This is a genomic window from Pyxidicoccus caerfyrddinensis, assembly GCF_010894405.1.
Taxonomy (GTDB): domain Bacteria; phylum Myxococcota; class Myxococcia; order Myxococcales; family Myxococcaceae; genus Myxococcus; species Myxococcus caerfyrddinensis.
The window spans coordinates 163,720-189,850 of the sequence record NZ_JAAIYA010000008.1; the positions used below are offsets into that span (position 1 = coordinate 163,720).

The window sequence follows — 26,131 nt, forward strand, 5'->3', positions numbered from 1 at the left end:
CGGTGAGGCGCACGTTCACCTGCCTCACCTCGTCCCCAGTGCGCCGATGATGGCATCCCATGCTCACCGAGGCCCGCGGACTCTTCGAGCGGCGGGTGCCGGACGTGGAGCGGCGCTTTGCTGGGTCGACGTGGAAGGCCGTATCCACCTGCCGGATGGCGTTGGAGTTCACCTACCTCGCGAGTAGTCTGCTCGTGCGCGGTGCGGACCGCCTCACGAGGGACCTCATGGAGTCTGACGACCTCACTCCGACACGCCTGCCCCCTGGGACGCGACTGGGCCCGTGGCGTCTGCTGGAGCAGCACGGGCGGGGCACCTACGGCGTCGTCTACCGCGCCGTGCCCGCCGAGCAGCTGGCCGCAGAGGCCGTGGCCCTCAAGCTGGCCCTGAACCGAGGAGATGCGCGCTTCGCGCGTGAGGCCGAGTTGCTCTCCCGCATCCGCCACCCCGCCGTCCCCCGCCTGATAGACCATGGCCACTGGCAGCCCCGCGAGGGCGTGTCCTACGCCTGGCTCGTCATGGACTGGATCGAGGGCCTCTCCCTCTATGACTGGGCCCAGGCCCAGCGCCCGTCTTCACGGCAGGTGCTTCAGCTCCTTGCCCGGCTGGCCCGAGCCCTGGACGCCACCCATTCGGCCGGAGGCCTCCACCGCGATGTGAAGGGTGACAACATCCGCGTCCGGCGGGCTGACGGCCTGGCCTTCCTCATGGACTTCGGCTCCGGACACCACCTGGGGGCCTCCACGCTGACCTGGGACTTGTTTCCTCCCGGTACTCCGGCCTACCGCGCACCCGAGGCGTGGCGCTTCGTCCTCGGCTCCAGCAAGCCCCCGGCCCGCAAGCCCCCGGCTGTCCCGTATCCGCCGGGGCCCGCGGATGACGTCTTCGCCCTGGGTGTCACGGCCTATCGACTCGTCACCGGGAAATACCCACCGTCGGCGCACCCGTGGGAGGAGGATGACTGGCTCTGGCAACCCGAGGAGCTGGAGTCCTGGACGGCGCGAGTCAACAACCCCCGTTGCATACCGGAACTGAGCGCACTGGTGTCGCGGATGCTCTCGCCCCGCCCCGAGGCGCGAGGGAGCGCGCGGGAGGTGGCGGAAGCGCTCGAGAAGGCCGCGCGCCGCGCAGGACGCGGAGCGGATGTGCCGCTCTTCACCGGAGAAGAGCCGCGGCCCGCGGGCCTCTTTCCCATCCCCCAGCGCGTCACGGTGCGGCGCCCTCCTCGCATGCCGAGGTGGCCCTGGTTCGCGGCCGCCGGCCTCGGAGGCGCACTGGCGCTGAGCGCCGGGGGGCTGCTGAGCATGAGTCGCTCCGAGGAGCCCGCTACGTCCCAGCTTGCGGAGCAGGAAGAGGAAAGGGATGCGGGCACCGTGGCCGTCGGGGACACCGCACTGACGGCGCCGGTGGCGCCCGAGCGCGCCCTCTCCGTGTGGTCACCCATCGCGGTCGACCTGCCACCGAAGCCCTTCCCAGGGCAGCGGCGCCCGGATGGCAAGGGGCGCTGTCCCGGCAAGGTGCAGGTCGCCATCAACGGCGGTTGTTGGAGGAAGCTGCCCGTGGATGTGAAGGACTGTGATGAGTGGGACGGCTTTGAATACAAGGGCGCGTGCTACCTCCCCGCCATGACTCCGACACGCCCTTCCACCTCGGGCCCCGCGGTTCGAGACGACAGTCCATAGCCAGCTGCTCCAGAGCCCGACGTGCGCTCCCGGCCGGCGCAGAGGCCGTGCAGCCCCCTTTGGGTACACGCCCTGCGCTGCTGCCGTGGGCAGGGCCGCGGCATAGGCGCCTCGCCCTCCGAACCGAGCAGCGCCGCCGCCGGGCCGAGGAACCCGGTTCACTCGCGCGAGCGGACTCTCGAAGGCGCGGAGCCCGCATCATCGATGGGGGCGACAGGCTGCATGTCCTCTCGCGCCACATGCTCGAGCGCGTCGGCAATGGCGTCGATCTCGTCATGAAGCTGCTGCATCGAGTGGAGCATCTCCAGGTCCGGCGTGCCCGCGACCTCCGCCCCGGCCGTACGCAGCCGCACCAACTGCGCGCCCATCCCGTCGAGCGTCCACATCAGCCGGGTCAGCTCGGCGTCCAGTCGCTCCGCGCTCTGGCGCATCAGCCCGCGCTGGCGGAGCTGGTCGTCGATAGCCCCCACCGCCTGGGTGAGGGAGCGGCGCACCGCCGGGTCCGTAGCCTCCGCACCGCGGCGCTCGAGCTCCGCTTTTTCCTTCGCGAGGAATGCGAGGCTCTCGGGCGAGCACTCGCCGCGCAGCGTGCGCTCGCGCCGCAGCAGTCCCAGGCACGTCTCGCGCAACCCGCGCGCGGTCTCACCCGAGGCCCCCAGCAGTTCGCGCACCTGCTCGGGTGACTGGCGCAGCTCGGCCTCGATGCGCTCGCAGGCCGCGAGGATGCGTGACTCGCGCGGGTCCTGCACCGCGGCCGGCGGGACGCGCTTCGGCTCCGCCTGGGTGCCGATGCCTGACGACCAGGTGCTCCCCGGAGCAAGGCGCGTCCCCGGCGGCACCTGCGCCCCCGCTCGCACGGTGGCACCAGCGCCCACCACGGCCCCCTGGCCCACCATCGCGCCGGCCATGACGTCCACTCCCCAGCCGATGACGGCGCCATCCTCGATGACGGCTCGCTCATGCACCGTGGCGCCCATCCGCACCACCGCGCCCGGCTTCACCACCGCGCCCGCACCGACCGTGGCGCCCATCTCCACCGTGGCGCCCGGCTTCACCACCGCGCCCGCACCGACCGTGGCACCCATCTCCACCGTGGCGCCCGGCTCGATGATGGCGCCTTCCGCCACGTCCGCACCCATGCCGATATGCGCGCGCGTCGGGTCCTTCGGCGCGAGCCCCGCGGGCAGGCTCGCACTCAACAACCCGCTCACGGCGCCGAGCCTCAGCGCCGCTCCGAGCACGACGAGCAACACGCCAATGACAGTCACCCCTGGATGGCCGGTGCCGATGCCGACCGCAATCAGCCCGAGCCCGAGCGCCAATCCCCCGGTGGACGCGCCCTTCGGGACACCCGGAGGGGCCGGCGGGGGTACCGGACGTGGCGGCGGGCCGAGCGCCGCGCTCAGCCGCTCCAGGCGCTGCTGCAACGCTTCAGGGTCCTTCGGAGGCTGTCGGGACATCACCTCTCCTCTCGGTCTGCAGTTGCCCGCCTCCCACCCTGGCGTAAACGTGGCGCACTTCCAACTGGAAGCACGGGGTACTGAGAGTCCCCCGCGTCCGTGGACACCCTCGATGTGATGGGCGGCCTGGACCGTGGTGCGACTGGAGTCCCGGGCCTACGTCAGGGTGGGGGGAACGGGACCGGCTGCCTCGCCGGCGACCGCACGAACGAGGCCCCCGCCGCGGTGACGCCCAGGAAGACGGCGAGCAGCCCCAGGGCCACGGGCAGGCCCATGCTGCTGGCCACGAAGCCGATGAGCGGGGGCCCCGCCACCACGCCTCCGTAGCCCGCGGTGATGACGGCGGAGATGGCCATCCCCGGCGCGCTTCCCGGAGTGCGGCCCGCTGCCTCGAAGAGCATGGGGATGATGTTGGACAGCCCCAGCCCGACGCAGCCGAACCCGATGATGGCGAAGGCTGGATGGCTCAGCGTCAGGGCCGCGCCCAGGATGCCCAGCCCACAGGCGGCCAGGAGGCCGCCGGCACGCAGCACCGCGACGGAACCGACGGCGACCACCAGCCTGTCCCCCGGCAACCTCCCGGCGGCCATCGCCATCGAGAACACGGCGTAGCCGGCTCCGGACAGGTGCGTCCGGACCTTCAGCAGGCGGTGCAGGTAGACGGCGCTCCAGTCCGCCATGGCCCCTTCGACCATCAGGGTGAAGAACCCCATCAGGCCGAGCAGCAGCAGGGGGCCCCGTGGCACCGCGAAGGTGGACCTGTTGCGCGCGCGGTCCGCCGAGGTGGGCAGCAGCAAGCCTCCCGCGCCGCCCACGAGCAGCAGCCCGAGCACGATGGCGCCCCGCATATGGGCCATGGGCGTCAGCCCGAACGACAGGGAGACGATGGAGCCGGCGGCTCCCAGCAGGCCGCCGACGCTGGCCAGCGCATGCAGCGAGGACAGGATGGGGCGGTCCAGCCGCTCCGCGACGGTGACGCCGTGGGAGTTCATCGCCACGTTCATGGCGCCGTTGGCGGCACCGAACACGAACAGCGCCAGGGCGAACAGGGAGAGCCGGCTGGACTGCACGGGGAGCGCCGCCAGCAGGCAGAAGACCGGTGAGCTGCCGAGGATGAGCTTGCGGCTGCCCCACCTCGCGACGAGGGTGCCTGCGAGCGGCATGGAGACCATCGCCCCGGCGGCGCACCCGAGCAGGGCGAGCCCGAGCAGGCCCGGGCTGATGCCCAGCCGGCCCTGCACGGTCGGGATGTGTGGCACCCAGCTGGAGAAGACGAAACCGTTGACGAAGAAGATGACAGCGACGGCGAGCCGCGCGGCACGGGCCCGCCGGTGCGCGTCCGAATTGAGGCCAGGTCTGCTCATGAAGGAGCTCGAGCTCAATATTCCGAATGCACTGGCACCGGCGGCTTATACGACGTCGAGCCGAAAATGATTGCCGGCCAGTGCCTGGGGCTGTTCTGTCGAAGCTCCTGATACATCCTGACATAGGGATGGAACAGGAAGCGCAGCGGGGTGCGGCAGTAGTCCGACTTGTCGCTGAACAGCCCCGCGTCGGGGATGTACTGGGGCGGCTCGACATACGTTCCAAAGAGCCTGTCCCAGAGCGTCAAGCGTGCGCCGAAGTTGCACCCATCGCTGATGTTGTGCTGCTCCTCCCTCGAGTGGTGTGTGTAGTGGACCCCCGCGGTGACGAGCAACCAGCGGACCATCCTCAGCGCGCGGAAGCGGAGCTCAGCATGGTAGAGGGTGACGGAATGAGAGGAGTCGGTCCACGCATCCAGGGCCATCACCCCGATGAGGGCCCAGCCACTGCCCCGGATGTCGAGCGCGAAGAGCCGGGTCATCAGGGGAAGCAGGAGCAGGACGAACACCTTCCCCCCCGCCGTGTCCAGGATGAGGGCATGAGGGTCCACCGACTGCGTCAACTGTGACAGGTTGCGCGAGCGGTGATGATTGACGTGCCCCAGGTTCCAGAAGAGCCTGATTTTGTGGCACCAGCGATGGGACCAGTAGAAGCAGAAGTCACCCACGAAGCAGGCGAGCACCAGCGCGAGTGTGCCATTGAGCTGGATGAGCGTCGGGACCTGCTGCACCAGGGCCTCGTACCGCAGCAGCACGCGCTCCAATGCCGGGTTCATGAAGGTGAACGTGGCGGTGAGCAGGAACACGACGTTGACCACGGAGAAGTTGATCATGGCCTCCCAGTCGAAGGGGCGGCCCGTGATTCTCTTGTAGAAGATGACGTCGGCGAGGGCGATGACGATGCCGAAGACAATCCGCGCGATGCTGGCCGTGATGAGCAGGGACGCAATCGGCGCCTCCACATCGGCGAGCAGCAGGGACTTGACGTTGTAGAAGACAACGACGCTCCGGGCCGTCAGGGCATCCGGGATGCTCAGGGCTCCGTGGTGCCAGGCCAGCTCCACGAAGAGGGCAATGGCGGAGAGGACGGCGAGCAGGAGGGCTTGCGGTCCGGCTCTCCTCAGCCGGATGTCCTTGTTCCAGAGCCAGTGCTTCAGCCAGTCAAGGCCGCGGGTCTTTTCGTACGCGGCGGCCAGGGTCTCATGGGCCATCAGGCGTTTCCTCGCGCCGGGGAGAGCCATGACAAAGCGCCAGGGCTCCCGGCCTCGCCATTGGGAAGGCGAGGTCTGGACTGTGAGTCGCGCGCTCCCGGGAGCCGGCCCGTCCGCTTGCCAGCCGCCCAGCCTCACGGATGCGCGGGCACTCCGCGCGCGCTCGTCTCCAGGGGGTAGCCGCGCACCTGGAGGGTCGACGTGGAAGGCTGTGTCCACCTGCCGGATGGTGTTGGAGTTCACCTACCTCGCGAGTAGTCTGCTCGTGCGCGGTGCGGACCGCCTCACGAGGGACCTCATGGAGTCTGACGACCTCAATCCGACACGCCTGCCCCCCGGGACTCGACTCGGCCCGTGGCGTCTGCTGGAGCAGCGCGGCCGGGGCTCCTACGGCGTCGTCTACCGCGCCGTGCCCGCCGACGAGCAGACCGCGGACGCCGTAGCCCTCAAGCTGGCCGTGAGCCCGGGGGATGCGCGCTTCGCGCGTGAGGCCGAGCTGCTCTCGCGCATCCGCCACCCCGCCGTGCCTCGCTTGCTGGACCATGGCCACTGGCAGCGCCGCGAGGGCGTGTCCTACGCCTGGCTCGTCATGGACTGGGTGGAGGGCCTGCCGCTCTATGAGTGGGCCCAGGCCCAGCACCCGTCTTCGCGGCAGGTGCTCCAGCTTCTTGCCCGGCTGGCTCGCGCCCTGGACGCCACCCATTCGGCCGGAGGCCTCCACCGCGATGTGAAGGGTGACAACATCCTCGTCCGGCGGGCTGACGGCCTGGCCTTCCTCATGGACTTCGGCTCCGGACACCACCTGGGGGCCTCCACGCTGACCTGGGACTTGTTTCCTCCCGGCACTCCGGCCTACCGCGCACCCGAGGCATGGCGCTTCGTCCTCGGCTCCAGCAGGCTCCCGGCCCGCAAGCCCCCGGCTGTCACGTATCCGCCGGGGCCCTCGGATGACGTCTTCGCCCTGGGTGTCACGGCCTATCGACTCGTCACCGGGAAGTACCCACCGTCAGCGCACCCGTGGGAGGAGGATGTCTGGCTCTGGGACCCCGAGGAGCTGGAGTCCTGGACGGCGCGAGTCTGCAACCCCCGCTGCATTCCGGAACTGAGCGCACTGGTGTCGCGGATGCTCTCGCCCCGCCCCGAGGCGCGAGGGAGCGCGCGGGAGGTGGCGCAAGCGCTCGAGAAGGCCGCGCGCCGCGCGGGACGTAAGGCGGATGTGCCGCTCTTCACAGGAGAAGAGCCGCGGCCCGCGGGCCTCTTTCCCATCCCTCAGCGCGTCACGGTGCGGCGCCCTCCTCGCATGCGGAGGTGGCCCTGGTTCGCGGCCGCCGGTCTCGGAGGTGCACTGGCGCTGAGCGCCGGGGGGCTGCTGAGCGTGAGTCGCTTTGAGGAGCCCGCGACGCCCCACCTCGCGGAGCAGGAAGAGGCAAGGGATGCCGGCACCGTGGCCGTCGGGGACACCGCACTGACGGCGCCAGTGGCGCCCGAGCGCGCCCTCTCCGTGTGGTCACCCATCGCGGTCGACCTGCCACCGAAGCCCTTCCCATGGCAGCGGCGTCCGGATGGCAAGGGGCGCTGTCCCGGCAAGGTGCAGGTCGCCATCAACGGCGGTTGTTGGTGGAAGGTGCCCGTGGACCTGAAGGACTGTGATGATGAGGACAGCTTTGAATACAAGGGCGCGTGCTACAGCCCCGTCATGACCAAGCCACGCCCTGCCACCTCGGGCCCCGCGGTTCGAGACGACAGTCCATAGCCAGCTGCTCCAGAGCCCGACGTGTGCTCCCGGCCGGTGCCGCCTCCGGCTTCGCCCCTGCGGACGCGACGCGCCAGCGAATGTTACAACGCGGCATTCCTACGCATGGAAGGGCCGCGAATGAGATGCCTGGCTTTTCCGCGCTCAGATGGGCCGGGCGACACCAGGCTCACCGCACACCTCTCACCGGAGCTCTGTCCCGTGCGCATCCCTCCCCCGCTGTTGGCTTTACTGGTCCTCGTCCCGCTGCACCCGCGCGCCGAACCGGCGCCGACCCGGCGGGCCGCCACCGCTCCCGGGCGCGCAGCGCAGCGGGCCGAGCCCACCGTGGCGCTCGACCGGGCGCTCGAGCGGCGCGTGGACGCCATCCTCGCCGAGGAGATGCGGCGGCAGGAACTGCCTGGCGCCATCGTCGCGGTCGTGCGTGGCGGGACGGTCGTCGTGAAGAAGGGGTACGGCGAGAAGCGCCGGGGCGGCGGCGAGCGGCCGGACTCCGCCACCGTCTTCCACATCGGCTCGCTCTCCAAGGCGCTGGCCGCGGTGGGCGCGTTGACGCTCGTGCAGCGCGGCCAGCTCGGCCTGGATGAGCCGGCCGCGCGCTACCTGCCCGAGCTTCCCAAAGCCTGGCGCGCCATCACCGTGCGCCAGTTCCTGGCGCACTCGAGCGGTATCGGAGACAAGGTCGGCCAACCGGCCACCTGGCAGGAGGCGCTCGCCGGCTACGCAGGGGCGCCGCTTACCTTCGCCGCGGGCACGCGCACCGACTACACCAACTTCAACTACGCGGTGGTCGGCAGGCTGATGGAATCGGCCAGTGGCCGGCCCTTCGTCACTTTCATGCGCGAGGACGTCTGGCGCCCCCTGGGCATGGTGGACACGGGCTACCCGGCCACCGCGCGCAACCTCGCCACCGGCCACGAGCGGAAGAAGGGCGCCTGGCGGGAGATGCTCCCCGAACCCCAGGGCCTCTACGGCGTGCCCTCCGGGTTCCTCTCCACGACGCTGGACGACCTGGTGCGGCTGCATGCCGCCCTCGAGCGCAACGTCGTGCTCGACGCGGCCACGCGAGAGGCGATGCTCAAGCCCTACCCGGCGGAGAAGAAGCGCGGCGGCGGCATGGTGCTCGGCTGGAGTACGAGCCGGGTGGGTGGGCGCAACGGCGCGCTCGTCGTCAGCAAGAACGGCGCGGCGGACGGATTCTCCAGCCTCTTCACCTGGCTGCCCGGCCGCGGCGACGCGGTCATCGTGGTGGTCAACCGCAAGGGAGAGGGCGTGGAGACAGCACGCATCGTGGCGCGGCTGGCCGAGGCGGCCTTCGGGCTCGAGCTGCGCGCGCTAGAGGAGGAAGGCTGAGGCGCGCCCAGCGCCTCGGACGCGTCCCCTCCCCTGCCCCTCCGCTCACCCCTTCAGGAACGTGCCGTGAAAGCCCAGCGGCAGCGCGCGCGGCAGCGTGGCGAGCGCCACGGGCCCATCTTCGAGGTGCTCCGCGTCGAAGGCCGCCAGGCGCGTGTGGCCGCGCACGCAGTCCAGCGACGTGCCCAGCAGCCAGCCCTGGCCCTCGCGCGGCCCCGAGGGCACGAAGAGGTGCTCCTCGGCGATGACGCCCGGGCCGTAGTCGAAGCGCCGCACCCCGCCGCGCTCGACGTCGATGCGCGCGATGACGCCGCTGTGCGGGCGCGCCGTGTCCTCGCTCTCGAGCGTGACGAAGTGCGCGCTCCCGCGCCGGCCCGGGACGCGCGGGTCCACGACCGGGAACTCCGCGCCGTGGGGGCTGCGGGTGATGCGGCCCTCTCCCGCGCCCAGTGGAATCTCCAGCTGGGCCAGCCGCGCCGGTGGGAGCCCCTTCCCCCGTCCCCGGATGTCCTGGTCCACCGACAGGTGCATGAAGTGCGAGTCCTCGTACCAGCAGGCGTACGCGCGCAGCCGGTCTCCGTCCTCCCACGCGTGGCCGAAGTGGAAGACGAAGCCCGCGGGCAGCTCCCGCCGCACCACGCGCGTCAGGTCCGCCTTGTCCACCACGAGCACCGTCGTGCCCAGCGCCGGCTGCCAGGCCTCCGCGTCGAACCACGTCACGTCGCGCTCGCGGTCCCACACCAGCGGCGCGAGCACCACGACGAGGTGGCGCTCCGTCTGCGCGAAGGCGTGCGCGTAGCCGGAGAAGGGCATGGGCAGGTGTGCGGACTGAAGCATCCGTCCGTCGGCGCTGAAGCGGTACAGCAGCATCAGGCCGTGCTCGCCCGCGTACGGCGCGAGGCCGAAGTTCCAGTAGCTGCCGTCGCGCTCGGGCAGCGGGTGCGCGGAGAAGGGCACGCCCGTGAGCTCCGGGGACCAGTCCTTCGTGCCGCGCGTCTCGAGCGTCTCCGGGTCCATCCGGTACGCGGAGCCCGCTTCCCAGAGTGCGAGCAGCTCGCCGCCCACCATCAGCACCGACGTGTTGGCCGTGTTGTACGCATCGTTGCCGCGCGCGGGCAGCTCGGCGGTGCCCAGCGCGTAGCGGCCCAGTCGCTCCTCGTTCTGGAACTTGAAGGTCGACACGAAGCGCCCATGGTGCGTGACGCCGCTCGGCGAGACGCGGAACGCCTGCACCATGCCGTCGCCGTCGAACCAGTGACGCACGCGCTGGCCCGCGCGCTCCAGGCGGCCGGGGCCATTGCGGTACAACGTGCCGTGCAGCGCGTCCGGGAAGCGGCCGTCCACGCGCGCCTCCACGGGCGCCAGCACGTCCGTCGTCACGGAGCGCCAGCCCAGGGCCCAGTCAGGGGCCGCGGACGGCGCGGCTGCGGGACGCGGGCCCGAGGCGCAGCCGGCGAGCAGCGCGGCGCCCACCCCCTGCAACAGTGTGCGGCGGTCCATGGCGCGCATCCTCAGAACACGACGAGGGTGAGCGTCGTGCCGTCGGCGCCCAGCGTGAACTTCGCCTCGTCGAACCGGGGCTTTCCGCGCGCGCCCACGTTGTTGCTGAAGCCGTAGCCCTCCTTGGGGATGCCGATGATGTTGGTGTCGAGCTTGTTGTTGTCATTGGCATCGTGGAACAGGCTCACGGCGTAGTCCCCCGGCGCGAGGTCAGGGATGGTGACGGTCAGCTTCGAGTCCGTCACCTCCACGCTGCGCACGGCCACGGGTTTGCCCTTGTCGTTGAACGACGCCGCGTTGGTGTGCACGGCGATGAGGACGTGGCCGGACTTCTTGCTCAGGCCCTGGATGTCCAGGGTGAGCGTCGCGGCGTGAGCGTTGGCGGCCAGCAGCAGGACGGCGGCGAGCAGGAGCTTCACGGAATGCCTCGGGGTGCGGCGGGTGGATGCGAGGCAATATGAAGGGCCATGCGCGGGTGCACATGTGCCGGAAGTCACGTGTGGACGCGTTTCTGCGTGCGGCTCAGCTCCCCACGGAGGCGGGCGCGGGCGGTACGCCGAAGAAGCGCGAGAGCTCGGCCTGGGCCTCGCGGGCTTGCGCCCCGCTGATGCGCCCCTCGCGCTCCAGCCTCCCGACGATGACGCCGGCGCGGGTGCGCAGGGCCTCGGGCCGCTGGGCGGGCAGCCAGCGGCGCGGGGCAGGCAACATGCCCGCGAGCATCGCTCCCTGCGCCACGCTGAGTGCCCGCGCCGAGGTGCCGAAGTGCTCGCGCGCCGCCGCCTCGATGCCGTACACGCCCTCGCCCCACTCCACGACGTTCAGGTACAGCGCGAGGATGCGCTGCTTGGACAGTTGGGTTTCCAGCCGGCGCGCGAGCAGCAGCTCCTTGCCCTTGCGCAGCAGGCTGCGGTCCGTGGAGAGGTAGAGGTTCTTCGCCAGCTGCTGGGTGAGCGTGGAGGCGCCGCGGCCCAGGCGCGCCTCGCGCACCGACTGCTCGAGGGCGTTCTCCACCTCGGTCCAGTCCACACCCTCGTGCTGGTAGAAGCGCGCATCCTCGGAGACCAGCACGGCGTCCACCACGTGCGGGGCCACCGCGTCCAGGGACACCCAGGACTGGCGCACGCGGGGCTTCCTGCCTGCCTCGCGCGCCTCCTCGGCCCGCTGCGCCATGAGCGCGGTGGTGCGCAGGTTCTGCGTCCGCAGGAGGCTCACATCGGGCAGTCGCGCGTACTCCACGCTGAGCCAGAGGACGAGCAGCAGCCACCCGGCGAGCGCCCAGCGACCCCAGCCCGGGCCGGAGTGCTTTCCCACGACGCGCCGGGCGCTGGAGGGGAGCTGTTTCGTCTTCTGCGTCCGGACGGAAGAGGCTCGCGCGGAGGGCGGACGGGAGGCCATCGGTGCGCACACATCTGCCCCGGTAGACGGCCGCTGTCCAGAAGACGGCCGGGGCTCCCCCAGTCGGCGACTTCTTCAAATAGGCGCCGGGCTGCACTAGAAGCGATGCCATGGCGCACCGACCCCTCGCTCCGCGTGAGCCACCGGAGCCGCCCCGCTCCTGGTGGCAGCGGTTCCTGGACTACATGGACCTGTCCAGTCCCGAGTCGTTGAAGGGCCTCGGACTCGTGCTCGTCCTGCTCGTCATCGGCTTCGGGCCGTTGTTGCTGCTGGCGGTCCTGGACGTGAGCGGGACGGCACGCAAGGCGCTGGTCGCCCTGGGGCCCGTGTCCATCTGTCTGGGGTTCGCCGCCCTCGTGCTGGTGTGCGGCTACCGGTACGGCGAGCTGCTCAAGTGGTCGCGCCGTCAGACGTGGACGCTTGCCGCGCTGTTCGTGGGCATGGGCCTGCTGGGCGGCCTGGGGCTGTGGTTCAGCGAGAGCTGATGGCGAAGCGGCGGGACGCGCTCCGCGGTGAGCGCGCCCTGGATGGGGCGCGCTCGCGCGAGGAGCCTCAGCCCTGCTCCGCACCCTCGAAGGTGACCTTCGCCTTGTTCACGACGTGCTCCACGACGAGCAGGTACCAGCCCAGCTCGGTCAGGCGCTTCGTCGTCTCCGGCGACTCGCGCAGGGCGGCGTGGACGTCCTCCGCGCTGAACCCGAAGGGCTCCATGTGGTCGCGAATCAGCTCCTCGAGCTTCTCCGGCGTGAGCTGCAGCTTCTCGGCCTCGGTGACGGCCTTCAGCACGATGCCGATGTGCAGCCGGCGCTCGGCGTCCGCGCGCGTGGCGGGGTCCGTGAGCCAGCCCTGGAGCGCCTCCTGCTGCTCCTCGACGTCGAACTGGTACTCGACCATGGCCTTGCCCTCGGCCTGGACCCAGCGGCGGCGCAGCTCCTCGTCCACCAGCGCCCGCGGCAGCTCCACCGGAGCGCGCCGGGCCACCTCGTCCAGCACCATGTCCTGGGCCTGCACCCAGAGCTGCCCCGCGAGCTCGTCCTCCAGCTCCTCGCGGAGGTTGTCCATGACCTCTTCCAGGGTGCTGCCCATCCCGAGCTTCTCCAGGAACTCGGGCGAGCTCTCCGGCAGCAGCGTCACCTGGCGGGCGGCCACGATGTCCACCAGGAAGCGCGCCGGCTTCCCCTGGAGGTGCTCGACCGGGTAGGCCTCCGGCAGCTCGAGGGCAATCTGCATGGACTCGCCCACCTTGCCCCCCTCCGCCACGGCCTCGCAGAACCCGGGCAGCGCCTCGATGGGCGCCAGCTCCGTCGTCATGCCGAAGCGCGCGGAGAAGGGAATGAGCTTCCCATCGCAGTAGCCCACGATGTTGAGCTGGACGTCGTCCCCCAGCTCCAGCGACTCGCCCGGCTGACGCTCGCGCGAGGTGGCCAGCTCCCGGCGCTTCTCGTGGAAGGCGCGCAGCAGGTCCTCCTCGGTCAGGTCGTCCGGGGTGGGAACGCGCACGGCGATTCCCTCCAGGGAGGGGGCCTTCACGCTGGGGAGCTTGAGCGCCTCGGCGGAGGCGGTGCTCACCACCGGGCTCATCTTCAGAAGGCGCTCGACACCGCGACCTGGTCCTTGAGTCCCTTGATTGCTGCTCACGAATGCTCCCGGAAGGTAGGCCTGCCAGCGTCCGCGCCAATGGGGAGAAAAGCGACGGCTCGGCATGGACCTAGGCATAGTCCAGCCGAGCCGCTCTGACAAACCGCGAAAGGATGGCCGCTTCTTAGAAGAAGGCGCCCACGATGCTGGACACCGTGGAGACCGCGGCGCCCACCTGGCTGACGATGGGGATGTTGGTGGCCGCGGCGATGGAGCCCACCGCGGTGATGACCGACGTCACCTTCTTGCCCGTGCTCGCGTTCTTGTCCATCAGCGTCGCGCCCGCGTTGGCCACGTCGACGGCCGCGATGGCCACGTTGACGCCCGGAGCGAACCGGCCCAGCGTCTTGGCGGCGGTGCCCGCGGCGGCCTTCGCGCCCGCCTTGAGGGCGGCCTCACCGGCCTCCTTGCCCACCGTGGCCAGCGCGGCCTTGGCGGCCGCGCGCCCGCTGCTGCCAATGATGTTTTTGGCCAACCCGCCGCCCACCTTCGCGGCGTCGCCCGCAGCGGTGGTGATGGCGCGGCTCACGGCCTTCTTGGCGCCACCCTCGAAGATGCCCTTGGTGGCGGCGCCCTTGACGGCCTTGAGCACGTCGTCGCTGGCGTTCGGGAGCGCCTTCTTGAAGGCGTCAACGGCCGTCTTCGCGGCGTCCAGCTTGCCCTTGAAGATGTTGCCGCCGAGCACGCCGCCCATCACCTTGCCGCCGACGATGCCGCCCGTCGCGGCGGTGATGCCGGCCTTGGTCGCGTCCAGGGTGGACCGCGTGGCCGAGATGATGTCGTCCTTGCTGCCCGTGCGGATGGCCTGGCGGATGTCCTTGACGGCCGTGGCGCCCGCCGCCACCGCACCGGGGATGCCGGCGTAGCGCATGGCGGCGCCCATGTTCGCGCCGAGCTTGGACAGGCCCTTGAACCCCTGCGAGTAGGTGGGGCTGCGGATGAAGTCCAGGTTCGTCTTTCCGAGCAGACCCTCCGCGCCCTGCTTGATGTTCTTGATCTGCTGGAAGGCGTCCTTGCTGAAGCCGATGGCCTTCGAGGTCTTGGTGGCGACCGCGATGCCGCCCGAGATGAGGCTCTTGTTGTCCTGAACCGTCTTCTGGACGGTCTTCTGGACGTCCTGGACGGTCTTCTGGACGTTGGTGCGGACGGTGTTGAAGGTCTTCTTGATGTCGGGGAAACCCATGGGGGGCCTCACGAAAATTGGATGGAACCTGCCTGGATTATCGCAACCCGCGAGCGGGAGTTGCGTCAGCCCTGCCCCTTTTCTCGATCAGCGAGGGCGAGGCGGGCCTGAAGCGCCAGGGGCCCGGAATCATTACACTTTTTTCAGTTCCGTTGGTGCCACCACTCCTGGCGTGAAGCAAAGGGACTCGGGCCGTGTGCCCTCGCCGGCCCTGTCCCCGCGCGGCTGGGAGGTGCTACCGCTGGAGGACGCGGTTGTCGCCGAGCGCGTCGATCAACACGATGACGTCGTTGAAGGCCCGCTCGAAGAGGCCGGGCGTGTAGTTGCGCGAGGTGGCCGTCCAGACGGCGCTCGGGGCGGACCAGGTCTCGAAGTTGACCGTGGTGTTGACGTACCCGACATGGCAGTTGCGCAGGTGGGGAGCCGTGCTCGACGCGTCGGGCGCGCCCACCTTGTCCTCGTCGGTGCAGAACGCGACGCCCACGGGGCCGTTGCCCACCCGGATGGCGGAGGGCACGTAGGCGTTGTAGCGACGCCCCGAGCCCGGGTCGACGCGGGAGCGGTACACGGTGCGGCGCAGCGACTCGTCCCACGTCCTTCCGCCGTCCCACGACTGGACGGCGTTGATGACGTTGGCGTTGGCTCCGCCGGTGGCGAAGGGCTCGACGCCCTCGACGACGACCATGAGGCGGTCTCCTCCGAGCTGCACGACGGTGGGCATGCCCTCGCGGTTCAGCGCGCCGGCCCGCTTGTCCCACGCGACGGCGACCACGCCGTAGGCCGTCCAGGCGCCGGTGGTTCCGAGGCGGCCCTGCATGGCAATCCACTGATGGCCGGGGTAGCCGCGCGACGCGGCGAGCGGCTCGGAGTCGTAGTAGACCTGCAGGTCGCCGTTCGCGCGCTGGAAGAGGTACGGCGCGCCCACGAAGCGGGTGACGGGACCGATGACGGTGCTGTCGTAGACCCAATGGTCGCCGTCGTTGTCGCTGCGGGTGACGGTGATGCGCCACTGGCCGTTGGACAGCTCGCGGAAGGCGCAGAAGACGGTGCGCGTGCCAGGGATGGCGCGCATCATCACGTCACCGAACTGCACGGCCGGGTTGTTGGCGACGGAGCCGTGGAGCTGCCAGCTCGCGCCCCCATTGGCACTCGTCCAGACGTCGATGCGCGTCCCCGCGCTCACGCCGCCAATCAGCAGGCCGTCGGAGCGGCGGGTGATGTGCCGGACCGGGGCGCCACCGCTCGCCATCAGGACCCGCCAGCCTCCCGTCGGAAGCTCCGCCTCGCTCTGGGCCAGGGGCACTTCAGCCTCGGGAGAAGGGGCCTCTGGCGCGCACGCGGAGAGCGACACCGCGAGGAGGGTCAGCAGTAGCGGGAGCTGGGGGGGACGGAGTGGAGAGGGCATGACGGCCAGCGTGCCGAAAGCAGACCTCCCGACTCAACAGTAAAACGGGAAAACGAGACCTCCATGACATGCGAGTGACCTGGCCCGACAGGCTCCCCTGCCGACACCCAATGGCGTCAGCATGGAAGCTGCCGAAACCCGTGTTGGAGACGTAGGCCGTTCTTCCATCCGAAGACGCAACGACCTCATGCGGATTGTTCCACGGGCCGGCGAGGCAAGCGTCAATCCGCGACGTGGACAACGACCTTGCCGAAGTTCTTGCCTTCGAGCAGTCCCATGAGGGCCGCCGGTGCGTTCTCCAGACCATCGACGATGTCTTCGCGCAGCTTCACCTTGCCGGTGGCGACCCATGCGCTCATGTCGCGGAAGAACGGCGCGAAGCCGTCCGCGTAGTGGTCCAGGATGATGAAACCCTGCGCGCGGATGCGCTTGTTCAGCAGCATGCGCATCAGCAGCGGCAGGCGATCCGGACCGGGCGGCAGCTCCTTGTCGTTGTAGTGCGCGATGAACCCGCACACCGGCACGCGTGCGCCGTTGTTCAGCAACGGAAGCACGGCGTCGAACACCGCGCCCCCGACGTTTTCGAAGTAGACGTCGATGCCATTCGGGCACGCGGCGGCGAGCTGCTGGGCGAATCGCGGGTCATGGCGGTCGAGGCAGACGTCGAAGCCGAGTTCCCCGACCACGTAACGGCACTTGTCGGCGCCACCGGCGATGCCCACCACGCGCGCACCCTTGAGCCTGGCGATCTGACCGACGACCGCGCCGACCGCACCGCTGGCCGAGGCCACGACCACGGTCTCACCGGGCCTGGGTTCGCCGATGTTCAGCAGCCCGTGGTACGCGGTGAAGCCCGGCATGCCGAGCACGCTCAACGCGTACGAGGGATGCGCGACGTCGCCGAGCGGCATCAGGTCCTGGCCGTCCGACACCGCGTAGTCCTGCCAGCCGGCGTTGCCGAGCACCAGGTCGCCTTCGCGGAACTTCGGATGCTTGGAAGCGACCACGCGGTTGACCGTGCCGCCGACCATCACCGCGCCCAGCGCCACCGGCGGTGCGTAGGACGGGCCCTCGCTCATGCGGCCGCGCATGTACGGGTCCAGCGAGAGGTTCAAGGTGCGCAGCAGCACCTGTCCTTCTACCGGCGTGGGCACGGCGGCCTCTTCGAGGCGGAAATCTCGCGGGGTCGGCGCGCCGTGCGGGCGGGCGGCCAGGACGATGCGGCGGTTGACGTGGGGACGCTGTGGCATGTCGTTCTCCTTGCGGGGGTTGTGGAAGTCGAAGTCAGACATCGGGATTTCTATTAGACCGGTCGTCTAGAGTCCGGGTAGATGAAAGGGCCCCAGCCACGTCTGAGACAGCGTCGTGGCTAGGACTTTCGCGTCCTGGGCAACCGGCGGCGGCCCGTCGGCCTTGCCGGCCTCGAGACCATGCGCCGGACGCCAGGAAGGTTCAGCACCTGCCGCGTGCTGGTCATCGCGATGTCCAGCGGTCCGCGATCACGGGTGACCTTGGCCAGCAGACTGGCCCCCAACCACGTCTGATACAGCGTCGTGGCCAGGACCTTCGCGTCCTGGGCAACCGGCAACGACCCGTCGGCCTTGCCGGCCTCGAGGCAATGCGCCAGACGCTGGATGATGCCTTGAGTGCCTCGCTCCAGGGTCTTGCGCATGCTTTCGGACAGGTCACAGACTTCCGCACTCAACTTCACGGCCAGGCACCTGGCATCCGGGTCGTTACCGGTCTGGGTGTCCAACCAATACTGCCAGTAGCCCATCAGTCGCTCCGCCGCGGTGCCAGGACGCCCCAGCAATGCATCCAGGTGCGCCAGGTGGCCGGAGAAGTACGAGCTCAGCAGCGCGTCGCCGAACGCCTCCTTGGACTCGAAGTAATGATAGAACGAGCCCTTCGGAATCCGCGCGGCGGCCAACAGCTCCGTCAGGCCCACCGCGGTGAAGCCCTTCCCGAGCATCAGCGACCTGGCGACGTCGAGAATGTGCTGCCGGAGATCGGCACTGGTGGTGCTCATGCAGCGCATCCTGCCGTTGATTAGACCGGTCGTCTAGAGAATCTGACGGGTTGAGCACCCTCCTCCTCGGTGCCGTGGAGCTGCCAGCTCGCGCTCGAAGTCCTCGGGCAATGGAGCCTCCACTCGCACCACCTGCCTATTGCAGGCACGGGGTCGACACGCCGCCGAGAGACGGAGGCGCCCCGGTGGGGCCTTGTACGGACGGAGGCCCGAGGTCTTTTGCGATGCGCGTGTTTCGAAACGGTTCTTTGCCGCGTCGAACGCGATGATGAACACTGCCCGGGTCGCTCGAGTTCCTGTGGCCTCTTCGGGGCGTCATGTGACGCGATTTCGGCTTTCGGGATGTCTGGCAATATGGGCTTGGATGTGCGCCCTGACGGGCCGTGGGGACGCGCCGCCGCCCGTGACGCCTCCTCCATGGCGGCGCACCACGTCGCGGGATTGGCGGCGCTCATCCTGACCCAGCGGCCCCAATGGACGCCGGACCAGGTCACCGCGCGCATCCTGGGCACCGCGGGCCCGGTGAACTGCCCACATCCCACCCTCTGCGGCGCGGGGCTCGTCGACGCCTCCAGCGCCATCATCCAGGACATGGCCCTGTCGCCGCTCACCGTCAGTGCCGCCTTCACCGCATCCATCACCTTGAAGAACACCGGCAGCTCGACGTGGAGCTCCACTCATGGCTTCGAGCTGGGCTCCCAGAGCCCCGTGGACAACTCCCACTGGGGAACCAACAGGGTGGTCCTGGCGCCAGGAGAGAGCATCGCCACGGGCCAGGAGAAGACCTTCCTCCTCTCCGGCAGCGCGCCAGACCAACCCGGCACCCATGACTTCCAGTGGCAGATGCTGAAGCTGGGACAGGGCGCTTTCGGCCAGCCCACGCAGACGGTGCGCATCACCGTCAATCCACGCCCGCTGGATGCGGCCTTCATCAGCCAGGAGGTCCCCCTCTCCGTTCGGCCGGGCGAGACGTTCGACGTCGCCGTGACGATGAAGAACCTGGGGGGCAAGGTGTGGCGTACGAGCGCGGGCATCTACCTACACCGCGCCCACCACGGGTGGCACCTATCCCATCCAGTGGCAGCGGTGGGCCAGTGACTCGGGAGGCTTCGCGAAGCCCTCGCCCCGCGTGGACCTCCTGGTCGCCCCCTGAGCGTGCACGTCCGTGACTGGACTCCGCCCGCGAGCCGGGGCCGGAGTCCAGCACGGTCTGGCGCCAACGTCGCGGGGCGGGGCGCGAGAAACCTGACATGGGGCTGTCAGCGCCCAGGGGGATGGTCAGATTCCCCCCGACGGGCCGTGGACCGTCGCGCACCGAGGAGGTCGAACATGAAGAGCCCCGTGGAGGTGGTGGAGGCGTACTTCGACGCATGGAGCACGCAGGACGAGGTGAAGCTGCGCGGCACGCTCGCGCCCGACGTGAGCTTCGTTGGCGCGCTGGGCACGGCGGAAGGCGCCGACGCCTGTGTGAAGGGGCTCGTCAACGGCATGTGGAAGCTGTCGCCCCGGGTGTCGGTGCTGCACCGCTTCGTGGACGGCGCCGAGGTGCTGACCTGGTTCGAAATCCATCCCTCCGACCGCGCCCCGGTGCCGGTGGCGAACTGGAGTCACGTCGAGAACGGGCGCATCTCCCGCATCCGCGTCACCTTTGACCCCCGGTCGATTCTGGAGAAGCGCTGACCGTGGCTGGCCGGCCGCTTCAGCTCCTCCATCCGTTGTCAGCCTTTCAAGGTCCGACGGAGCATCGGTCCACAGCGACGACACCACGCCATCCCAGAGGATGACCCGGGGAGGGATGGACAGGCCGCGCGAGGTCCGGGTGCAGTGCCACGAGCGCGGCCAGCGCGTCCGGCGGCCCCTCGCGGGCTCGGCCGAAAAACAAAACCCCGTGGCACCCCAGCAGGCAGGGTGTTGCGCCTGGAGCAGCCACGACCCCTCACGCCCTGCCGCTCTCCTCGAGCATGGGCGGCCAGGGCCGGCCACCTCATGCCGGGCTCCCCACCCCGCGTCTGGCGGCCTCGTACCGAGGACTCATCGCCCGAAGCCTCGTGACGCACTTCACGACGAGGCTGCTCACGTGGTCGACCTCCTCCTCGGTATTGAAGCGACCCAGCCCGAAGCGAATGGAGGAGTGGGCCAGGTCGTCCGCCACGCCGCAGGCGCGAAGCACGTGGGAAGGCTCCAGCGACGCCGTGGAACAGGCCGAGCCCGAGGAGATGGCCACCTCCGCGAGGGCCCGCATCAGCGCCTCTCCTTCCACGAAGGCGAAGGAGACGTTGAGATTCCCCGGTAGCCGATGCTCGGAGTCTCCGTTCAGGGTGAGCAGGTCCAGTTGCGTGAACAGGTTTCTCCGCAGCCGTTCCCGGAGGTGGAGCATGCGGCTCGACTCCTCGGCACGCTCCTGCCGGGCGAGTTCCGCCGCCATTCCGAAGCCAACGATGGCGGCGACGTTGAGCGTTCCAGACCGCATCCCCCGTTCCTGACCACCGCCGTCTATCAGCGGAGAGAGCCGCACCCGAGGGGTGTTCCTCACGTACAGGGCGCCCACCCCCTTGGGTCCGTACAGCTTGTGTGAGGAGAGGGAGACCAGGTCCGCCCGGGCCTCTTCCACATTGAAGGGCACCCGCCCGACCCCCTGCACCGCATCACAGTGGAAGAAGGTGCCGTTGCGACGGCAGAGCTCCCCGATCTCCTCGACGGGCTGGACTGTTCCAATCTCGTTGTTGGCCAGCATGATGCTGACCAGCAGGGTCTGGTCGGTCATGGCCTCGGCGAGTCGCCGGAGGTCCACCCGGCCCGTGCCCTCCACGTCCAGGCAGGTCACCCGGGCGCCCGGCATCGGCAGCTTCAGCCAGCGCTGGAAGACCTCGTCGCGGTCGAAGTCGTGGCTCGCCGCCCAGGAACGATGGTGCTCCGGCGTGGGCTCTCGTTCGCTGAGCTCGGAGAACCTGAGCAGTCTCAAGCCTTCGAGATGCTCGGCGCGGATCCGCTCCAGTCGCTTGCAACTGTCGAGCACCGCCTTGTGCTCGGTCTTCAGCGTGATGATGTGGTCTCGCTGCTTCTTGTAGAACTCCGCCACGCCCTTGATGGCCAGGTTGTCGGACTCGGTCGCGCCGGAGGTGAAGACAATCTCATTCCTCGAGGCGCCGATCAGCTCCGCCACCTGCGCGCGCGCCTTCTCGACCGCGGCTTCCGCCTTCCAACCGTATGAGTGATTGCGCGACGCGGCATTTCCAAATGTTTCAGTCAGGAACGGCTGCATCGCCTCCAGCACGCGGGGGTCCATGGGCGTGGTGGCGTGGTTGTCCATGTAGATGGGTGGCTTCACGCACGCAGGTTGTCCGCCGGGTCTGACATCGACAGAACCGGGCTGTCACCTCGACCCGTCAGACCCCGGTGCTAGACCCCTGCGCCACAATGACATTCTCCCAGAGTTTCATACTGCTGCTGGCTGCCTTTGGCGCGGGAGTGCTGAAGGCCGTGGCGGGCGGGGGAACGTTCATGATCTTCCCGGCGTTGATGTTCAGCGGCGTGGACCCCATCCGCGCCAACGCCACGAGCACCGTCGCGCTCTGGCCAGGGGATGTCGCGAGCGCGCTCGCCTATCGGCGGGAGCTGGCTGGACAGGGGCGCCTCACCGTGGAGCTGGGAGCCGCGAGCCTGCTCGGAGGAGCGATTGGCGCGGTCCTGCTGCTCCACAGCTCGCGCACCACGTTCAGCACGCTGGTCCCGGTCATGCTCCTCATGGCCACCCTGCTCTTCACCTTTGGCAATCCCCTGCTCGCGCGGCTGCGCGGAGCGAGCGAGGCCCGACCGCCCTCTCGGAGCCTCTTCATCCTCATGCAGTTCGGGGTCTCCATCTACGGCGGCTATTTCGGGGCCGGGCTCGGCATCCTGATGCTCGCCCTCTTCTCCGTGATGGGGCTGAAGAACATCCATCAGGCGAACGCCTTGAAGGCCGTCCTCGGGGTGCTCCTGAACGGCCTGGTGACACTCATCTTCGTGGGAGCCGACGCCATCGCCTGGGAACACGGCGTGCTCGTCATGGTCGGAACCACGTCCGGCAGCTTCCTGGGAGCCGTGGTGGCCCAGCAGATCGAGCCGGGTCGGGTCCGCGCCTTCGTCGGCGTCACGGCCTGGGCCATGACTGGCTATTACTTCTGGCGGGGGGCATGACGCGCTCGCGGCCCCGACAACACCTCCATCCACAGCAAGAAATACACAGCCGACACAGGAGCTTGAAATGTCTGATTCTTCGGAGCGCATCCGAGGTCGTCACAACCAGTTCGGAGTGCTGAGCGAAGTTGCCCGGGGCGAAATCCAAAACCAGTTCGATGGATGTCGACTCTGTTGGGCTGTCTCGGAAGCGGGACAACGGCATCCGGCGAACATGGTCGTCCATTCCACCGAGGAGCACGTCGTCGTCCCCGCGTTGGGTTCCATCATCGAGGGATACGTGATGCTCGTATCCAAGAACCATCGCAGCTCGGTCGCCACGCTGAAGGCGCAGCAGGCCACCCAGGTCCAGCGGGAGCTCGACTCCGTGTTGTCGGCGCTGGAGAAACAATCGGGCTCGAGCCGCTGGGTGGTTTTCGAGCATGGCACCACGCTCGACTGCGGCCTCAAGGCCTGCTGTGTCGACCACCTGCACCTGCACCTGTTGCCGGTGGACATGGATCTCGCGGCGGACCTCGCCACCCGGCTCTCGTGCGAGGCCCGGCACATCGAAGCGCTGCAGGAGCTCCGCCAGGTCCGGGAGTCCGGCGCCGACAACTACATCTACGTTCGCAACCCGGACGGAAAGCACTACGTCCTCACGCCGCCGGCCTACTCTTCCCAGTTCGTTCGCCAGGTGCTCGCCGAGCGGGCCGGCAAGGGCGACCTCTGGAACTGGCAGCATCACCCGATGGAGGCTGACTCGCTCAAGACCATCCGGATGTTCCGTGACGCGGGCATCACTCCCCGCGCCATCTATTACGCGCACGCCATCGAGGAGCTGTCCGCCACCGAAGTGAAGGAGAGCATCCAGGCGGCACGCGCCACGCTGTTGCGGCACTCTCCGCGAACCACGCTGCTCTCCATGTATGAATTGCTGGAGAAGTCGCTCAAGGAAATCGATGTCTCGGAAGACCAGCTCAACGCCTACCTCGTCGAGACCGAGAGGAAGTTCATCGAGGCCTCGGATCTGCTCGTGGTGGACCTCTCGCGGCCCGGCTGGCAGTACGTGGGCTCACTGATGGAGATCGTCTACGCCACCGAGGTGGGAATCCCGGTGATCGCCGTCGTGGGAAGCTCCTCCATCCAGGGCCGCCGCTGGCTCAAGGCGCATGTGACGCGCTTCGCGAAGACGCTCGACGAGGCCGCCGAGCTGGTCCCCCTCCTCCTCCCGCGGCACACTCCGCCCCGGTAGAGGCTCACGGTCCGAGGACGACAGCCCATGCGTGTATGTGTTCTCGGCTCCGGCCCTTTCGGTACCGCCCTGGCCAACGTGCTCGCGGTGCATTGCGAGCAGGTCGCGCTCTGGGGGCGGAGCGAGCCGGTGGCGGCCAGCGTCAACCAGCGCCATGAGAACAGCATCCACCTGGCGGGCATCCCGCTGTCGCCGAGAATCCGCGCCACGCTCTCGCTCGGGGAGGCGTTGGAGGGGGCGGGACTCGTGGTTTCGGCGGTCCCCTCCCACGCCACGCGGGAGGTGATTCGCGCGGCGCTGCCTCACCTGCCCCACGGCGTTCCCCTCCTCACCGTCTCCAAGGCGCTCGAGAATGGGACGCTGTTCACGATGACGCAGCTCCTGGAGGACTGCCTCCCCCGTTCCTTCCACCCGTCCATCGCCATCCTCTCCGGGCCCTCCTTCGCGCAGGAGCTGGCCCGAGGGCTGCCCACCACGGTGACCCTCGCCGCTCGGGACACGTCGGTGGCGCTCGCCTGCCAGAAGCTGCTGCAGACCGGGACACTCCGCACCTACACGACCACGGATGTCATGGGCGTGCAGCTCGGGGGCGCCTTGAAGAACGTCATCGCCATCGCGGTGGGAATGCTCGAGGGGCTGGGCTTCGGGTTCAACACACGCGCGGCCATCATCACCCGCGGGTTGGCGGAGATCGCCCGGCTGGCCGTGCACCTGGGCGCGGACCCACGCACCCTGAACGGACTCTCCGGCATGGGAGACCTGGTGCTCACCTGTACGGGCGAGTTGTCCCGGAGCTGGCAGGTGGGCTTCGAGCTGGCCAGGGACCGCGCCCTGGAGGAGATCCTCCGTTCCATCAAGAAGCCCACCATCGAAGGCGTGAAGACGGCCCGGAGCGCCCAGGAGCTCTCACTGCGGACCGGCGTGGAGCTCCCCATCTGTCACCAGGTCTATCTCGCCACCCATCACGGCAAGAGCGCGCGGGTGGCGATGACAGAGGTCATCCACCAGCAGCTCCTGGAGCATCCCTGATTCACGAAGAGGACTCGAGTCCTCGGAGGAGCGGGTCGTAGACGCGTCGCCGCCGTAGGTCCACCCACCTTCGCTCCCTGGGCCGTGAACCCCAGCTTGCCGCCTACGAAGGCCAATATCCGAAGACGCAACCACCTCATGCGGGTCCTCTCCCACGGGCGCACGGGCGATGACCCTCAGGGTCGCCGGGTCCACGATGGCCAGTGTGTGGCGGGTCTTCGAGACGATCCGCAGTGAGCGCCGCGGTGTGGGCTCCGCCGCACCGCCGGGCGCGGCGAGCAGAGAAGCTCCCAGCGCGATCCCGACACCGAGGAGTTCAATCCATCTGGAGCGCATGCCATGGCTCCGTTCCCTTGAGGTCCCTGCCCTCAGCATCGTCGCGCCTCAGAGAGCGGATGACGCCTGAGCAGGCCGAGACTGTGGGGCGCGTGCACCCGGAACCAGGCGGACCAGAAAGGCCGCCAGGGCCGAGGTGGTCGCCAGCAGCGTCACCGCCACCCATCCCCACCGGGCCAACACGAGACTGCCACTCGCCGCGCCGATGGACATGCCGATGAACATGCAGACGAACAGCACCGCGTTGAGCCGGCTGCGTGCCGCGGGGTCGATGCCGAAGACGAGGGTCTGATGGGCCACGAGCGTCATCTGGGCACCGAGGTCGAAGCCAATCGCGCCGGCGGCAATCAGCCACAGCCGGTGGCTCGGCTCGAGCCACGGCGACGCGAGCATCGTGGCGAACGAGAGGGCGGTCAGTCCGGCGCCCAGGCGCGTGACCACTTCGGGGCCGAAGCGATCCGCGATCCGGCCCGCCACCGGCGCGCCCAGGGCCCCAGCCGCGCCGGCCAGGCCGAAGGCACCCGCGGCCGCGCTCCCCAGGTGAAACGGTGCGCCATGCAGCATCACCGCGAGGGTGGACCAGAAGGCGCTGAAGCCGACCGAGATCAGCCCCTGCGCCAGCGCCGCCCGGCGCAGGGCGCCGTGCCTGTTCCACAGGCTGGCGAGTGAGCCCAGCAGGGCGCCGTAAGAGAGCGTGTTGGTGGGACGGAAGGTGGGCAGCCCGCGCCAGGCCGCCACGCCAATCAGGGCCACGCTGGCGGCGGCGACCATGTACATGGCGCGCCAGCCGAAGTGCTCGGCCACCACACCGCTGATGACGCGGGACAGGAGGATGCCGAGCAGCAGGCCGGTCATCACCGTGCCGACCACCTTGCCGCGCTCGCGCTCGGGGGCCAGGGTCGCGGCGGCCGGCACGATGTCCTGCGCCAGGGTCGCCGTCAGGCCGACGGCGAAGCTCACCACCTGAAGCAGGCCGATGTCCGGCGCGATGCCACCCAGCAGCAGCGCCACGCTCAGCAGTGCGGCCTTGATGAGGATGATGCGGCGCCGGTCGAAGCGGTCGCCGAGGGGCGTCAGCAGCAGGATGCCCAGCGCGTAGCCCAACTGGGTGAGCGTGGGCACCAGGCCCACCGCGGTGTCGGAGGCGCCGATGGAGGACCCCATCACCCCTAGCATCGGCTGGCTGTAATAGATCGATGCCACCGACAGCCCGGCGCCCGAGGCCAGCAGCAGGCGCAGGCCGCTCGACATGGGCTCACTGTTTCCGGCGGTTCCATGTACGGGACGAATGAAGGACATGTTGCTCACCCCTGGTGTTGCGAGTCGAGGCAAGCGTGTGTCAGAGAGGAAGGGGACGGTAGTAGCGTGCTCCGCACAGCGGTT

22 protein-coding genes are annotated in these 26,131 nt (G+C 69.3%); 9 read left to right on the top strand and 13 right to left on the bottom strand.

The features are described from left to right. The first annotated feature begins 59 nt into the window (after nucleotides 1-59). Nucleotides 60-1,682: a serine/threonine-protein kinase gene (locus G4D86_RS20395; RefSeq protein ID WP_240360369.1), complete on the top strand. Its 1,623-nt coding sequence runs from the start codon at nucleotides 60-62 to the stop codon at nucleotides 1,680-1,682. 158 nt (nucleotides 1,683-1,840) lie between these two features. On the opposite strand, the gene G4D86_RS53840 is transcribed toward G4D86_RS20395, so the two are convergent. The 3 genes from G4D86_RS53840 to G4D86_RS20410 form a co-directional block, all read right to left on the bottom strand. Continuing rightward, on the bottom strand, nucleotides 1,841-3,142 hold the full coding sequence (locus tag G4D86_RS53840) for an LbetaH domain-containing protein (RefSeq protein ID WP_163995661.1): 1,302 nt from the start codon (nucleotides 3,140-3,142) through the stop codon (nucleotides 1,841-1,843). A 161-nt stretch (nucleotides 3,143-3,303) separates the two neighbouring features. Continuing rightward, nucleotides 3,304-4,506 (bottom strand): MFS transporter, encoded by a 1,203-nt coding sequence (locus G4D86_RS20405; protein WP_163995662.1) that lies wholly within the window; start codon nucleotides 4,504-4,506, stop codon nucleotides 3,304-3,306. A gap of 14 nt (nucleotides 4,507-4,520) precedes the next feature. Further along, a complete protein-coding gene (locus G4D86_RS20410; protein WP_163995663.1) occupies nucleotides 4,521-5,717 on the bottom strand; it encodes a sterol desaturase family protein in 1,197 nt (398 codons plus the stop codon). 298 nt (nucleotides 5,718-6,015) lie between these two features. Between G4D86_RS20410 and G4D86_RS20415 the strand changes: the two genes are divergently transcribed. Together G4D86_RS20415 and G4D86_RS20420 are read left to right on the top strand one after the other, a co-directional pair. Next, nucleotides 6,016-7,470: a serine/threonine-protein kinase gene (locus G4D86_RS20415; RefSeq protein ID WP_163995664.1), complete on the top strand. Its 1,455-nt coding sequence runs from the start codon at nucleotides 6,016-6,018 to the stop codon at nucleotides 7,468-7,470. A 201-nt stretch (nucleotides 7,471-7,671) separates the two neighbouring features. Beyond that, the gene (locus G4D86_RS20420) at nucleotides 7,672-8,823 is read left to right on the top strand and encodes a serine hydrolase domain-containing protein (RefSeq protein WP_163995665.1); all 1,152 of its coding nucleotides are present in this window, start codon (nucleotides 7,672-7,674) and stop codon (nucleotides 8,821-8,823) included. 45 nt (nucleotides 8,824-8,868) lie between these two features. Here the strand turns inward: G4D86_RS20420 and G4D86_RS20425 are convergent, their stop codons facing one another. The 3 genes from G4D86_RS20425 to mtgA all read right to left on the bottom strand — a co-directional run bounded on the left by G4D86_RS20425 (nucleotide 8,869) and on the right by mtgA (nucleotide 11,718). Then, on the bottom strand, nucleotides 8,869-10,323 hold the full coding sequence (locus tag G4D86_RS20425) for a carotenoid oxygenase family protein (protein WP_163995666.1): 1,455 nt from the start codon (nucleotides 10,321-10,323) through the stop codon (nucleotides 8,869-8,871). A gap of 11 nt (nucleotides 10,324-10,334) precedes the next feature. Continuing rightward, entirely contained in the window at nucleotides 10,335-10,742 is a 408-nt protein-coding gene (locus G4D86_RS20430) for a DUF2141 domain-containing protein (RefSeq protein ID WP_163995667.1), read from the bottom strand. Nucleotides 10,743-10,845: 103 nt separating this feature from the next. Next, nucleotides 10,846-11,718: a monofunctional biosynthetic peptidoglycan transglycosylase gene (gene mtgA / locus G4D86_RS20435; protein WP_163995668.1), complete on the bottom strand. Its 873-nt coding sequence runs from the start codon at nucleotides 11,716-11,718 to the stop codon at nucleotides 10,846-10,848. A 110-nt stretch (nucleotides 11,719-11,828) separates the two neighbouring features. Between mtgA and G4D86_RS20440 the strand changes: the two genes are divergently transcribed. Further along, nucleotides 11,829-12,203, top strand: coding sequence for a hypothetical protein (locus tag G4D86_RS20440; protein ID WP_163995669.1), 375 nt, complete (start codon nucleotides 11,829-11,831; stop codon nucleotides 12,201-12,203). A gap of 67 nt (nucleotides 12,204-12,270) precedes the next feature. On the opposite strand, the gene G4D86_RS20445 is transcribed toward G4D86_RS20440, so the two are convergent. From G4D86_RS20445 to G4D86_RS20465, 5 genes are all read right to left on the bottom strand, one after another. Next, nucleotides 12,271-13,287, bottom strand: a complete 1,017-nt coding sequence (locus tag G4D86_RS20445; protein ID WP_240360370.1) for a trigger factor — start codon at nucleotides 13,285-13,287, stop codon at nucleotides 12,271-12,273. A 193-nt stretch (nucleotides 13,288-13,480) separates the two neighbouring features. Then, nucleotides 13,481-14,539: a hypothetical protein gene (locus G4D86_RS20450; protein ID WP_163995671.1), complete on the bottom strand. Its 1,059-nt coding sequence runs from the start codon at nucleotides 14,537-14,539 to the stop codon at nucleotides 13,481-13,483. Between the two features lie 235 nt (nucleotides 14,540-14,774). Beyond that, entirely contained in the window at nucleotides 14,775-15,944 is a 1,170-nt protein-coding gene (locus G4D86_RS20455) for a sialidase family protein (protein ID WP_163995672.1), read from the bottom strand. Between the two features lie 221 nt (nucleotides 15,945-16,165). Continuing rightward, complete coding sequence (locus G4D86_RS20460) at nucleotides 16,166-17,194, bottom strand: NADP-dependent oxidoreductase (RefSeq protein ID WP_163995980.1); 1,029 nt, start codon at nucleotides 17,192-17,194, stop codon at nucleotides 16,166-16,168. 119 nt (nucleotides 17,195-17,313) lie between these two features. Then, nucleotides 17,314-17,973, bottom strand: coding sequence for a TetR/AcrR family transcriptional regulator (locus tag G4D86_RS20465; protein WP_205519658.1), 660 nt, complete (start codon nucleotides 17,971-17,973; stop codon nucleotides 17,314-17,316). A 354-nt stretch (nucleotides 17,974-18,327) separates the two neighbouring features. Between G4D86_RS20465 and G4D86_RS20470 the strand changes: the two genes are divergently transcribed. Both G4D86_RS20470 and G4D86_RS20475 read left to right on the top strand, forming a co-directional pair. After that, nucleotides 18,328-19,071, top strand: a complete 744-nt coding sequence (locus tag G4D86_RS20470; protein ID WP_275899136.1) for a S8 family serine peptidase — start codon at nucleotides 18,328-18,330, stop codon at nucleotides 19,069-19,071. Between the two features lie 231 nt (nucleotides 19,072-19,302). Next, nucleotides 19,303-19,653, top strand: coding sequence for a nuclear transport factor 2 family protein (locus tag G4D86_RS20475; RefSeq protein WP_163995675.1), 351 nt, complete (start codon nucleotides 19,303-19,305; stop codon nucleotides 19,651-19,653). A gap of 304 nt (nucleotides 19,654-19,957) precedes the next feature. On the opposite strand, the gene G4D86_RS20480 is transcribed toward G4D86_RS20475, so the two are convergent. Continuing rightward, nucleotides 19,958-21,301: an IscS subfamily cysteine desulfurase gene (locus tag G4D86_RS20480; protein ID WP_205519659.1), complete on the bottom strand. Its 1,344-nt coding sequence runs from the start codon at nucleotides 21,299-21,301 to the stop codon at nucleotides 19,958-19,960. 89 nt (nucleotides 21,302-21,390) lie between these two features. Here G4D86_RS20480 and G4D86_RS20485 point away from each other — a divergent pair, with 89 nt between their 5' ends. From G4D86_RS20485 to G4D86_RS20495, 3 genes are all read left to right on the top strand, one after another. Then, nucleotides 21,391-22,149 (top strand): sulfite exporter TauE/SafE family protein, encoded by a 759-nt coding sequence (locus G4D86_RS20485; RefSeq protein WP_163995676.1) that lies wholly within the window; start codon nucleotides 21,391-21,393, stop codon nucleotides 22,147-22,149. 214 nt (nucleotides 22,150-22,363) lie between these two features. Next, entirely contained in the window at nucleotides 22,364-23,383 is a 1,020-nt protein-coding gene (locus G4D86_RS20490) for a hypothetical protein (protein ID WP_163995677.1), read from the top strand. 27 nt (nucleotides 23,384-23,410) lie between these two features. Then, nucleotides 23,411-24,412 carry an NAD(P)H-dependent glycerol-3-phosphate dehydrogenase gene (locus G4D86_RS20495; protein WP_163995678.1) on the top strand — a complete coding sequence of 334 codons (1,002 nt, stop codon included), beginning with the start codon at nucleotides 23,411-23,413 and terminating at the stop codon, nucleotides 24,410-24,412. Nucleotides 24,413-24,796: 384 nt separating this feature from the next. On the opposite strand, the gene G4D86_RS20500 is transcribed toward G4D86_RS20495, so the two are convergent. Then, entirely contained in the window at nucleotides 24,797-26,047 is a 1,251-nt protein-coding gene (locus tag G4D86_RS20500; protein WP_163995679.1) for an MFS transporter, read from the bottom strand. Nucleotides 26,048-26,131: the final 84 nt, after the last annotated feature.

What these genes read in the sequence shown, in the direction of transcription:
- G4D86_RS20395 (WP_240360369.1), top strand. Translation starts at nt 60, where the DNA reads ATGCTCACCGAGGCCCGCGGACTCTTCGAGCGGCGGGTGCCGGACGTG.
- G4D86_RS53840 (WP_163995661.1), bottom strand. Translation starts at nt 3,142, where the DNA reads ATGTCCCGACAGCCTCCGAAGGACCCTGAAGCGTTGCAGCAGCGCCTG.
- G4D86_RS20405 (WP_163995662.1), bottom strand. Translation starts at nt 4,506, where the DNA reads ATGAGCAGACCTGGCCTCAATTCGGACGCGCACCGGCGGGCCCGTGCC.
- G4D86_RS20410 (WP_163995663.1), bottom strand. Translation starts at nt 5,717, where the DNA reads ATGGCCCATGAGACCCTGGCCGCCGCGTACGAAAAGACCCGCGGCCTT.
- G4D86_RS20415 (WP_163995664.1), top strand. Translation starts at nt 6,016, where the DNA reads ATGGAGTCTGACGACCTCAATCCGACACGCCTGCCCCCCGGGACTCGA.
- G4D86_RS20425 (WP_163995666.1), bottom strand. Translation starts at nt 10,323, where the DNA reads ATGGACCGCCGCACACTGTTGCAGGGGGTGGGCGCCGCGCTGCTCGCC.
- mtgA (WP_163995668.1), bottom strand. Translation starts at nt 11,718, where the DNA reads ATGGCCTCCCGTCCGCCCTCCGCGCGAGCCTCTTCCGTCCGGACGCAG.
- G4D86_RS20440 (WP_163995669.1), top strand. Translation starts at nt 11,829, where the DNA reads ATGGCGCACCGACCCCTCGCTCCGCGTGAGCCACCGGAGCCGCCCCGC.
- G4D86_RS20450 (WP_163995671.1), bottom strand. Translation starts at nt 14,539, where the DNA reads ATGGGTTTCCCCGACATCAAGAAGACCTTCAACACCGTCCGCACCAAC.
- G4D86_RS20455 (WP_163995672.1), bottom strand. Translation starts at nt 15,944, where the DNA reads ATGCCCTCTCCACTCCGTCCCCCCCAGCTCCCGCTACTGCTGACCCTC.
- G4D86_RS20460 (WP_163995980.1), bottom strand. Translation starts at nt 17,194, where the DNA reads ATGCCACAGCGTCCCCACGTCAACCGCCGCATCGTCCTGGCCGCCCGC.
- G4D86_RS20465 (WP_205519658.1), bottom strand. Translation starts at nt 17,973, where the DNA reads ATGAGCACCACCAGTGCCGATCTCCGGCAGCACATTCTCGACGTCGCC.
- G4D86_RS20470 (WP_275899136.1), top strand. Translation starts at nt 18,328, where the DNA reads ATGGGCTTGGATGTGCGCCCTGACGGGCCGTGGGGACGCGCCGCCGCC.
- G4D86_RS20475 (WP_163995675.1), top strand. Translation starts at nt 19,303, where the DNA reads ATGAAGAGCCCCGTGGAGGTGGTGGAGGCGTACTTCGACGCATGGAGC.
- G4D86_RS20485 (WP_163995676.1), top strand. Translation starts at nt 21,391, where the DNA reads ATGACATTCTCCCAGAGTTTCATACTGCTGCTGGCTGCCTTTGGCGCG.
- G4D86_RS20490 (WP_163995677.1), top strand. Translation starts at nt 22,364, where the DNA reads ATGGTCGTCCATTCCACCGAGGAGCACGTCGTCGTCCCCGCGTTGGGT.
- G4D86_RS20495 (WP_163995678.1), top strand. Translation starts at nt 23,411, where the DNA reads ATGCGTGTATGTGTTCTCGGCTCCGGCCCTTTCGGTACCGCCCTGGCC.
- G4D86_RS20500 (WP_163995679.1), bottom strand. Translation starts at nt 26,047, where the DNA reads ATGTCCTTCATTCGTCCCGTACATGGAACCGCCGGAAACAGTGAGCCC.